Below are 7,146 nucleotides of genomic sequence, written 5' to 3' on the forward strand. Positions count from 1 at the left end.
GCGGCGGGACGCCATGACCCGACCGGGCGACGTGCCGGCCGCGTCCGAGGTCCGGCAAGCCCTGGCGCGGAGGTCAGGTCTCCGGCTCGGTGGTGAAGAACAACGGAAAGCCGTTCGCCTTGCCGAGCTCGGTCGCCTCGGTCGCCTTGGTCTCGGCGACGTCGCGGGCGAACACGGCGACCACGCAGGCGTTCTTGCGGTGCGCCGTCATCATCACGGCGAGCGCCTGGCTCTCGTTCATCCGGAACACCGCCTTCAGCACCTCGACGACGAACTCGCGCGGCGTGTAGTCGTCGTTGAGCAGGATCACCTTGTGGAGCGGCGGGCGCTGCGTCTTCGGCCGCGTCGCGACGCGCGGCCTCAGCAGAGGCTGGCTCATCGATTGCTCCTCGACACGGACCGGGAAAAACACGTCTCCGCAGCAACGGGGGCGCGGAGCGGCGTCGTCACCTTAGCGCGGAGCGGCGAGTCACGTGGCGACACCACGATCACGATCGCGTGAGCGAGCGGTCTCGTGTCCCGGACGCGGTGCAACGCACCGCGAGCCGGGACCCAGGGCGACAGAGCGGCGCGCCGCCGAGACGAGTTGCCGTGCCGCCCCTGGGCCCCGGCCCTGCGGCGCATCAGGCCTGCGGCCTGATGCACCTTGTCCGGGGCACGCGGAGGGGCGGAAGCGTCACTCCGGCTTGATTCCGGCCTTCTCGATGACGGCGCCCCAGCGCTCGGTCTCCTTCTTCTGGTGCTCGGCGAGTTGCTCGGGCGAGCCGAGGAAGAAGGTCAGGCCCTGCTCGGTCAGCCGGTCGCGCACCTCCTTCGACTCGAAGGCCTTGCGGGTCTCGGCGTTGAGCCAGTCGACGATCGGCTTGGGCGTCCCGGCGGGCGCGACGAGGCCCCACCAGGCGCCGCCCTGCACCTGCGGGATGCCCGCCTCCGTGGTGGTCGGAACATCGGGCAGCGCAGCGACGCGCTCGGGCGAGGTGACGGCGAGCGCCCGCACCTTGCCGGACCTGACGTGCTCGCGGGCGAGCGGCACGATGTCGAACATCATCGAGACCTGGCCGCCGATCACGTCCTGCAGGGCCGGGGCGGCGCCGCGATACGGCACGTGTGTCATCTCGATCCCGGTCGCCTGCTTGAACATCTCGCCGCCCAGATGGCCCGTGGTGCCCTTGCCCTGCGACGCGAAGGACAACTTGCCCGGATTGGCCTTGCCGTAGGCGACCAGCTCCTGGACGGTCTTGGCCGGGATGTCGGGATTGATGATCAGCACGTTCGGCGCGATCGCCACGTAGGTGATCGGGACGAAGTCCTTGACCGGGTCGTAGCTCATCTTCGCGGTGATCAGATGCAGGATCGACGCGGTCGCGTGATAGGTGAGGAAGATCGTGTAACCGTCGGGCGGCGACTTCGCGACCATGTCGGCGGCGATCAGGCCGGCCGCGCCGGTCTTGTTCTCGACGATCACGGTCGCCTTGGTGTTCTCCTGGATCTTCTGGGCGATGACGCGCCCGAGCAGGTCGGCCATGCCGCCGGGCGGCGTCGGCACGACGAGCTTGATCACCTGCTTGGGATAGTCCGGCTTGGCGGAGTCCTGCGCCTGCGAGGCGGCCGGGACGCCGACGACGGCGAGGCCGGCCGCGAGCGCGAGCGTGGCACGAAGGGCATGGCGGCGGGTGGTCATGCGTGTGGTCCCTCTCGGTTGGCCTGGGCGACGGTCAGTGGCCGAACCGGCCGATCAGGCCGGCGGCGCCCTTTGCGTGGGATCCGATCGCCTCGAGGAGCTGCGGCATGGTCAGGCCGGGCGCGAGTGCGTCGGGAGCGAGGTCGGTCGCGATGATCGTGAAGACGTAGTGGTGCGGCCCGTGTGTCTTGGGCGGACAGGGACCGAAATAGCTGCCCTGGCCCAGAATGTTCTTGCCGCCCACGAGGCCTTTGAACGAGCCGTCGCCGGCCCCCTCCGGCAGCGCCGTGACGGCCGCGTCGATCCCGTAGGCGAGCCAGTGCACGACGCCGAGGCCGTTGCGGCCCTCCTGGTCGTGGACGACGAGCGCGTAGCTGCGGGTGCCGGCGGGCGGGTTCGACCAGGCGAGCGGCGGCGAGACGTTGTCGCCGACGCAGTTGGGATTGGCGGGGTTGCGGCCGGCGTGCTTCTTGGCGAGCAGCCCGTTGTCGGCGAAGGCGGTCGAGGTGAGCTGGAAGAACGGGCCTTCGGCGGCGGACGCCGGCCCGGACAGCGTCGTCATGAGTACGGCTCCACAGGCCAAGGCCGCAAAGGCCCGGGCGACGGTCGATGGTGGTGTCGATCGCACTGGTCGTCCTCCGTCGGATGATGCGGCGCCGCCCGTGGCGGTCGCCGTCTGTCGGTTTCTGGGACGCGACGAGGCTTGATCGTCGTCGGAGGAACGGCACGGGCCGCAGAAACGAGAGGCCGGGGGTCGGCGCGTGCCGTCGTCCGAGAAGCGCGATGCCCGATGCCGCGAGGCGGCTGACACGATCGGGGACCGGGACGAGGCCGTCGGAAGGTTCGCGTCTGGCAGCACGCTAGGTGCTTCGCTGGTGGGAGGTCCAATACGGAATTTTCGAAAGGCTATCGGGTTTGATTATGGGCGTGCGCGCCGGCCGCCGGGCGGCGCGATCGACCACACCGGCTGTGCGGTGCAGCACCGACGCGCCGGTCAGGCGTGTCACACTGGGAGGTGCGATGCTGTGCGGCGCAGCAAGCGACGTTGCGGCGCACCGCCTCGCGCGCAGCCTATCGGGGCCGGCGTCGCAGGCTCACGATCTCGGCCTGCGGCACGCCGCCGCGATCCTTCAGCTCCACCACGGTGTCGAAGTCGACCGCGATGTCGGTCTTCATGATGAAGAGGCTCGACACGAAGCGCAGGCGGCCGCGCGCGTCGATGCGGATCGGCTTCGGGTTCACCGGATCGCCGGAGACGTGGAAGCTGAACTCGTCGCGGCTGCGCCCCTTGCCGGGCCGCAGCTTGTTCCGCGCGGCCCCCTCGACGAGCTTCAGGAGATCGAGCCGGCGGCTCGCGCCGTCCGCCGCGAGCGTGTGCCAGGCGAGCGAATAGGTGGCCCAGCGATTGTTGGCGATCTCGACGACGCCGCGCTCGCCCGGCGCCCACACGGCCAAGAGCTCCTCGCGGTTGGCGCGCCACTTCTGCGTCTCCCAGTACTGCCCACCGAGGGTCGCGAGCGTCGCGCCGTCGGCGAGCCGCACCAGCACGGTGCGCACCGTGTCGGGATCGCCCTGCTCGACCAGGATGCCGTCGGGGCCGCCCCAGGCGAAGGCGAAGCGGCCGGACGGCGAGATGGTGTCGGCGATCACCCGGACCGCGTCCCGGCCGTCCCCGCACACCGGCACGCCCTTGTCGTCCGGTCGGCAAGCCTGCGCGGCCGCGTGAGTCGCCCCGGCCGCGGCGAGCAAGGCGGCGAGCAGCGCGGCGGCCGCCGTCATGGGCCGCGTGAGGGTGCGCGCAAGATGGTCCCGTCGCATGGCGGCTTCGTCGCGCTGCATGATCGGCCTTCGGATTTCGGTAGCATTCTTTGCTAAAGTGGCCCGTTTGCCGCGGGCCTCACGGCTCCGTCGCGGCTCCATCCCTGCCGGTTCACTCCATCCGCCGGTCGTCCGGCCGGACCGTTCGCCATGCACATCGAAACCGATCCCAAGCTCGACTTCAAAGACGTCCTGATCCGGCCCAAGCGGTCGACCCTGAACTCGCGCTCCGAGGTGGACATCTCCCGCACGTTCCGGTTCGTCCACACGGGCCACGAGTGGACCGGGTTCCCGCTGATCGCCGCCAACATGGACACGGTCGGCACCTTCAGCATGGCGGAGGCGTTCGCGCCGTTCGGCGCCATGGTGGCGCTGCACAAGCACTATCCGGCCGAGCGGCTGGTCGAGTTCTTCCGCACCGACGTCTCGAAGAACGCCTTCTACTCGATCGGCATCACCAGCGAGGACCTCGACAAGCTCGCCTTCGTCCGCAGCCAGGTGCCGGTGACCAAGATCTGCATGGACGTCGCCAACGGCTACAGCGAGCAGTTCCTGCAGACCGTCAAGCGGGTGCGCGACGACAACAAGGACGCCGTCATCATGGCGGGCGCCATCGTGACGGGCGAGATGGCCGAGGCGCTGATCCTGGCCGGCGCCGACATCGTCAAGGTCGGCATCGGCTCCGGCTCGGTGTGCACGACCCGCGACCTCACCGGGGTGGGCTATCCGCAGCTCTCCGCCGTGATCGAATGCGCCGACGCGGCACACGGCCTGCGCGGGCACGTCTGCTCGGACGGCGGCTGCACGGTGCCGGGCGACGTGGCGAAAGCGTTCGGCGGCGGCGCCGACTTCGTCATGCTGGGCGGCATGCTGGCCGGCCACGACGAGTGCGAGGGCCGGGTGCGCCACGAGCTGCGCGACGGCGAGTGCGTCGCGGTCGGCATGGAGTTCTACGGCATGTCGTCGGAGACGGCGATGAACAGGTACCACGGCGGCGTCGCCGACTATCGCGCTTCCGAAGGCAAGACTGTCGAGGTGACGTATCGCGGCCCGGTGAAGGCGACCCTGCAGGGCATCATGGGCGGCCTGCGCTCGGCCATGACCTACATGGGCGCCACCCGGCTGAAGGAGGTGCCGAAGCGCACGACCTTCGTGCTCGTCGGCGCGCAGCGGAACACGGTGTTCGACTGAGGAAGCCCGGGCCGGAGGGCTCCGGCCGCGATCCGAGATCGGCGAAAAAAAATCGCGGGTGCGATGGAACCAGGCCCGGGGCCGCTCGTTATCATGTCGACGAGCTGCTGGTCCCCTTGCCCCCCCTTCCCCCCAGCACCACGTCATTGCCGCCAGGCCCCCCAGCCGGCAGGCAGCAAGGGCCGCTCGTGTCACCGAGCGGCCCTTTTGCTTTTCTGACAAGAGCTTTGGACGCGTGGCTTACACGTTTGTAGAGCTGCGGACGGCTCTGCGCAGACGTTCGCGCGGCAGCAACGCATCGTGTCCCGGGGCGCGGCGCGATGCGCCGCGAACCGGGACCCAGGGCGATCAGGCGAAGGCCTTGCCGAGCCGCGAGAAGAGCCGCGATGCCGTGCCGCCCCTGGGCCCCGGATCGGCGGCGCGTCAGGCTGTCGCCTGACACGCCTTGTCCGGGGCACGAGGCCGCCCAGGGTTCAGCGTCACACAGGGCCGCGTCGGAACGGGTCGGGTCGGGTCGGCCGAGGCCGGTCACCAGCGGCGCCAGCCCCACCAGGGATCGCGCCAGCCATAGGACCAGCCGTAACCGGCGGCCTGCCAGCCCCACGGAACGCCGACATAGGGCTCGCGGGCGAAGCAGCAGCCCGCGTAATAGCCGTAGTAGGCCGGGGCGACGCGCGGTGCATAGGCGAGCGGCGGATAGTAGGTCGGCGGGTAGTAGGTCGGGACGGCGTAGACGGGCGCCGGCCGGTACTGGGTCGGGGCGAAGCCCGGCGCATAATAGACCGTGGCATAGCCGCCCGAGTTCGGGCCGCAGCCCCAGCAGCGGCCGCTGTAGCTCCCCGCCTCCGCGGCGGTCGCCAGGCTCATGAGTCCGGCGGCCAGGCCCGCCGCAACGACGATGGCGTTTCGATGCGACTCTCGACGCGACATGGACAGCACTCCCTCTGACTGACGCACGTGTCGACACGCGGCGTCTGGGCCGGGGCGAGCGCTGCATGGAAGCGCAGCACGGCCGGACCGGCGCCGTCGTTTCTTGTTCGGTCTTGTCGACGTGATAACGCGCGAGGCGTGAAGGCCCGCCTACCCGGCGCCTGTCGATCCACGCACCGGCCGACCGACTTTTACGCCGGGGTTAATGCCGCGCCTGCGCCGAACGGCGAAACGCCTGATCGGCGGCAACGCGCCGTTCACCGCCTCGCCGTCCGGCCCGGCACGCCGCCGCGCGCGCCGCGCCGTCGGCCCGCGCGCGCTCAGTAGCAGGGCGGATACGGGTAATAGCCGCACCGCGGCGCGTAGTAGCCGTAGCCGTAAGGATAGGCGCCGTAGGCCGCCGCGGCGCCGACCGCGGCCGCCCCCACTGCGGCGGCGCCGAGGCCGTAGCCGACGCCGCGCCGCACATAGGCGCCGCGGTACGGCCCGCCATAGTAGCCGCCCCGGTAGACGCCGCCACCGCGATACACGGCCACGCCGCCGCGCGGCCCGACATAGACGCCGCGCCCGCGCGCGTCCGCCGCGGTCGGGATGCTGGCGGCGAGCAGCAGGCCGGCGCAGCCGGCGACCGCCAGCGACAGAACAAATTTCCGCATCTCGCGCTCCTGATGTCGCCCGCCCGGCCGCCCCCGCGGCCGACGGGCCGAGACACCCCTCGACCCGAACCGATCACGCCGACGCCCGGTGGTAAAGTCACGCTCCCGCGAGCACGGGAGGAAACGCGTGCCGTGCCAAATGGATGATTACGGGAGCCCAGAAGCCGGGCCGATGCGGGGCCTTCGCGGGCGGCGCGCTCGCGAGAACTGCAGCGCCGCTGGCCGAAGCTCGGCCGGCTACGGACTCTCCTCCACGCCACCTCGCTCCTCATCCTGAGGCGCTCGACCGTAGGTCGAGCCTCGAAGGATGCGGCCCCCGACTCACGGGCCGTCGCCCTTCGAGGCCCGGCTCCGCCGGGCACCTCAGGGTGACGGCGAGAGGCAGGATCTATGAAATCGGTACGCCGTCCCCCTATCTCGGAAACTTTAAAAGTCTGCGAGTTAGGGAAGACTCAATTCTCTTCTTCGTCAAAGTAATCGAGATCGATCCGCTTGATCTGGATCGTGCGCTCCGTGCGAACCCCGACGTCGTATTGAATCATGAGACGAGCAAGCTCGCCTCCGTCGATCAGTATGATCCGCTGTGGAACTCGATTGGCGTACTCGATTGCTCCGCGAGAGAACGAGCTTGTCGTCACGAAGACGCCCTTGGATGCGCCTTGTCCGACTAACGCCCCGGCAAACTGCTGGATTCGCTCTCGCCCGATCGTGTTGTCCGAAGCGTAACGTTTCGCCTGAATATAGACGACATCGAGTCCGAGTGGATCCTCATTGACGACTCCGTCGATCCCCTCGTCTCCACTCTTGCCTAAACGCCGGACGACACTCTGCCGTGTGCCTCCGTATCCCATCAGGGGAATCGCGTTTGAA

8 protein-coding genes are annotated in these 7,146 nt (G+C 69.7%); 1 reads left to right on the forward strand and 7 read right to left on the reverse strand.

Annotated features, from left to right (window positions below; all coding sequences use genetic code 11):
* Positions 1 to 73: 73 nt before the first annotated feature.
* The 4 genes from clpS to ABTU92_RS14845 all read right to left on the reverse strand — a co-directional run bounded on the left by clpS (position 74) and on the right by ABTU92_RS14845 (position 3,520).
* Entirely contained in the window at positions 74 to 379 is a 306-nt protein-coding gene (clpS, locus tag ABTU92_RS14830; protein ID WP_111359469.1) for an ATP-dependent Clp protease adapter ClpS, read from the reverse strand.
* A gap of 297 nt (positions 380 to 676) precedes the next feature.
* Positions 677 to 1,681, reverse strand: a complete 1,005-nt coding sequence (locus ABTU92_RS14835) for a Bug family tripartite tricarboxylate transporter substrate binding protein (protein WP_408091896.1) — start codon at positions 1,679 to 1,681, stop codon at positions 677 to 679.
* A 34-nt stretch (positions 1,682 to 1,715) separates the two neighbouring features.
* Positions 1,716 to 2,243, reverse strand: a complete 528-nt coding sequence (locus tag ABTU92_RS14840) for a YbhB/YbcL family Raf kinase inhibitor-like protein (RefSeq protein WP_408091898.1) — start codon at positions 2,241 to 2,243, stop codon at positions 1,716 to 1,718.
* A gap of 509 nt (positions 2,244 to 2,752) precedes the next feature.
* On the reverse strand, positions 2,753 to 3,520 hold the full coding sequence (locus ABTU92_RS14845; protein ID WP_408091900.1) for a hypothetical protein: 768 nt from the start codon (positions 3,518 to 3,520) through the stop codon (positions 2,753 to 2,755).
* Positions 3,521 to 3,649: 129 nt separating this feature from the next.
* On the opposite strand from ABTU92_RS14845, the gene ABTU92_RS14850 reads away from it, so the two are divergent.
* The gene (locus tag ABTU92_RS14850) at positions 3,650 to 4,690 is read left to right on the forward strand and encodes a GMP reductase (protein WP_408091902.1); all 1,041 of its coding nucleotides are present in this window, start codon (positions 3,650 to 3,652) and stop codon (positions 4,688 to 4,690) included.
* A gap of 528 nt (positions 4,691 to 5,218) precedes the next feature.
* Here the strand turns inward: ABTU92_RS14850 and ABTU92_RS14855 are convergent.
* From ABTU92_RS14855 to ABTU92_RS14865, 3 genes are all read right to left on the reverse strand, one after another.
* Entirely contained in the window at positions 5,219 to 5,620 is a 402-nt protein-coding gene (locus ABTU92_RS14855; protein WP_408091904.1) for a hypothetical protein, read from the reverse strand.
* 320 nt (positions 5,621 to 5,940) lie between these two features.
* Entirely contained in the window at positions 5,941 to 6,276 is a 336-nt protein-coding gene (locus tag ABTU92_RS14860) for a hypothetical protein (RefSeq protein ID WP_408091906.1), read from the reverse strand.
* A gap of 452 nt (positions 6,277 to 6,728) precedes the next feature.
* Positions 6,729 to 7,146: restriction endonuclease (locus ABTU92_RS14865; RefSeq protein ID WP_408091908.1), on the reverse strand; the 418-nt coding region annotated here is incomplete at its 5' end.

The organism is Rhodoplanes sp. SY1, from assembly GCF_046000175.1.
Lineage (GTDB): Bacteria > Pseudomonadota > Alphaproteobacteria > Rhizobiales > Xanthobacteraceae > Rhodoplanes.

Excerpts from the sequence above, each read along its gene's own strand:
- ABTU92_RS14855 (WP_408091904.1), bottom strand. The coding sequence starts at position 5,620 with ATGTCGCGTCGAGAGTCGCATCGAAACGCCATCGTCGTTGCGGCGGGC.
- ABTU92_RS14835 (WP_408091896.1), bottom strand. The coding sequence starts at position 1,681 with ATGACCACCCGCCGCCATGCCCTTCGTGCCACGCTCGCGCTCGCGGCC.
- clpS (WP_111359469.1), bottom strand. The coding sequence starts at position 379 with ATGAGCCAGCCTCTGCTGAGGCCGCGCGTCGCGACGCGGCCGAAGACG.
- ABTU92_RS14845 (WP_408091900.1), bottom strand. The coding sequence starts at position 3,520 with ATGCAGCGCGACGAAGCCGCCATGCGACGGGACCATCTTGCGCGCACC.
- ABTU92_RS14840 (WP_408091898.1), bottom strand. The coding sequence starts at position 2,243 with ATGACGACGCTGTCCGGGCCGGCGTCCGCCGCCGAAGGCCCGTTCTTC.
- ABTU92_RS14850 (WP_408091902.1), top strand. The coding sequence starts at position 3,650 with ATGCACATCGAAACCGATCCCAAGCTCGACTTCAAAGACGTCCTGATC.
- ABTU92_RS14860 (WP_408091906.1), bottom strand. The coding sequence starts at position 6,276 with ATGCGGAAATTTGTTCTGTCGCTGGCGGTCGCCGGCTGCGCCGGCCTG.